Source organism: Streptomyces sp. McG3, assembly GCF_018619185.1.
Classification (GTDB): Bacteria; Actinomycetota; Actinomycetes; order Streptomycetales; family Streptomycetaceae; genus Streptomyces.
In genome coordinates, this window is the sequence record NZ_JAAXYC010000532.1 from 1 (window position 1) to 2,412 (window position 2,412).

At 73.9% G+C, this 2,412-nt stretch carries 2 protein-coding genes; one reads left to right on the top strand and one right to left on the bottom strand.

From position 1 onward, the window contains the following. Positions 1 to 47: 47 nt before the first annotated feature. On the top strand, positions 48 to 1,040 hold the full coding sequence (locus tag HET64_RS38150) for an adenosine deaminase (RefSeq protein ID WP_215111808.1): 993 nt from the start codon (positions 48 to 50) through the stop codon (positions 1,038 to 1,040). Here HET64_RS38150 and HET64_RS38155 read toward each other — a convergent pair. After that, complete coding sequence (locus HET64_RS38155) at positions 1,004 to 2,365, bottom strand: MFS transporter (protein WP_215111807.1); 1,362 nt, start codon at positions 2,363 to 2,365, stop codon at positions 1,004 to 1,006. The genes HET64_RS38150 and HET64_RS38155 overlap by 37 nt on opposite strands. Positions 2,366 to 2,412: the final 47 nt, after the last annotated feature.

Consider the following 2,412-nt stretch of genomic DNA (forward strand, 5'->3'; position numbering starts at 1 on the left):
ACCCGACACCACCCCTGATCCGCCCCCACCCCTGTTTGCGAGACACCGTGCACCTCCCCAAGGCAGAACTCCACCTCCACATCGAAGGCACCCTCGAACCCGAGCTGGCCTTCGCCCTCGCGGAGCGCAACGAGGTGGCCCTGCCCTACGCCACCACCGACGAACTGCGCGCCGCCTACGAGTTCGATGACCTCCAGTCCTTCCTCGACCTGTACTACGCGCTGATGGCCGTCCTGCGCACCGAGGAGGACTTCGCCGAACTCGTCGACGCCTACCTCGCCCGCGCCGCCGCCCAGGGCGTCCGGCACGCCGAGATCTTCTTCGACCCGCAGGCCCACACCGCCCGGGGCGTCCCGATCGGCACCGTCATCGAGGGGCTCGGCCGGGCGCTGGAGCGCAGCGAGGAGAAGCACGGCGTCTCCACCCAGCTGATCATGTGCTTCCTGCGCGACCTGTCCGCCGAATCGGCCCTCGGCACCCTCGACGCGGCGAAGCCGTATCTGCACCGGATCAGCGCGATCGGCCTGGACTCCGCCGAGGTCGGTCACCCGCCCGCCAAGTTCCGCGAGGTCTACGAGGCGGCCACCGCCCTCGGCCTGCGCAAGGTGGCCCACGCGGGCGAGGAGGGCCCGCCGGAGTACATCAGGGAGGCCCTGGACGTCCTCGGCGTCGAGCGCATCGATCACGGACTGCGCTGCCTGGAGGACCCGGAACTGGTGGAGCGGCTGGTCGCCGACCGGGTGCCGCTCACGCTCTGCCCGCTGTCCAACGTGCGGCTGCGCACGGTCGGCACACTGGGGGACCATCCGCTGCCGGCGATGCTGGCCGCCGGACTCCACTGCACGGTGAACTCCGACGACCCCGCCTACTTCGGCGGGTACGCCGGGGACAACTTCGACGCCGTCCGCGACGCGCTCGCCCTGGGGCCGGAGCAGCTGCGCACCCTGGCCCGCAACTCCTTCGAGGCGGCCTTCCTCGACCACGACGAGGAGCGCAGGGCGCGCTACCTGTCCGAGGTCGAGGCGTACGCGTTCGACTGACCGGAACCGCCGTCCGGACCGGCCGTCCGGATGGCGCTGCGGACCAGCCGCCTGCGCCGCAGGGCCGGCACCCGCAGCTCCGTGACGGCCTGCTCGGGTGAGCCGAGCTTCGGCACCGCGCCGGGCAGGTTCCCGGTGGTGGCGGCGAGCAGGGCGGCCGGGGCGCCACCGCGACGGCGCACCGAGCCGGGCACCAGCGGACGGCCGCCGGTGTGCAGCGCCACGGCGGTCACGGGGGCGGCGACCAGCAGGGTGGCCGCCCCCAGGATCAGCCCCATCGCCGGATAGCCGGCCTCCGCGGAGAGCACGCTGCCCAGCAGCGGACCGCAGGCCACCCCCACGGAGGAGGCGGAGCCCGCCAGCACCGCCCAGCGGCCGCGTATGTCCAGGGAAGCGGCGAGACCGATGAGGTAGGAGAGGACCACCGGATAGAAGGTGTTCCACACGATCTCGCCGGTCGCGAACGATCCGAGGCCGTGGGCCGAGGAGCTGAGCACGATGCTCCCGGCGATGACCACGGTCCCCAGCCCGATGGGCACCGCCCGGCCGAGCCGCGCGCCGAGCAGCCCCGCGCCCGCCACACCGAGCAGACCCGCCCCGAGCGCGGCGGCGAACACCGCACCGACGGCGATCTCGGAGAGCCCTGCCTGGACGACTCCGATGCGGCTGCTCACGCCCCACAGCGCGTTCTGGGCCATGGACCAGACGAGCATGCCGCCCGCCAGGACGAGGCCGGAGCGTCGGCGCGGCAGCCGGCCGGTGATCTGCGAGGTGGTCCCCTCCACCGCCGTCGCACCGCCGAGCCGGGCGGTCACGGGCCAGACGAGCAGGGCGACCAGGGCGACCGAGGCGAACGGGAGCCGGTGCCCCCCGCCGAAGTGGGGGATCGTCAGGTAGAGGACGCCCGCCGTGGCGGACACGGCGAGCAGCCCGAGCGAGGCCGTCCGGTGCTGGTCGCGCCGGGCGGCTATCCCGGCCGCGGCGACCGCCGTCGCCGTGCCGGAGCCGAGGCCGCCGATCACCACGCCGAGCACCACCAGGGGTACGGACCCGGCCAGCGCGGCCCAGCCGTAGCCGATGGTGGCCAGCACCAGTCCGACGCGGGCGGGGGTGCGTGCCCCGTACCGCTCGACCCGGCCCGCGAGGGCGAAGCCGGCGCAGGCGGAACTGAGGAGCAGGGCGCTGCCGACCAGGCCCGCCTGGGCTGGACTCAGCCCCAGTTGGGCGCTGAGCCGGCCGACGATCGTAGGAAGGAGGTAGGAGGCGAGGTAACCGGCGGTGAACACGGCCACCAGGGGCCACGCTGCACCAGGGCGCGAGGACATGGGCGTTCCTGAAGACATGCCTGAGCAGGCAGGGGGAGGGGGAGGGG

What these genes read in the sequence shown, in the direction of transcription:
- HET64_RS38155 (WP_215111807.1), bottom strand. Translation starts at nt 2,365, where the DNA reads ATGTCCTCGCGCCCTGGTGCAGCGTGGCCCCTGGTGGCCGTGTTCACC.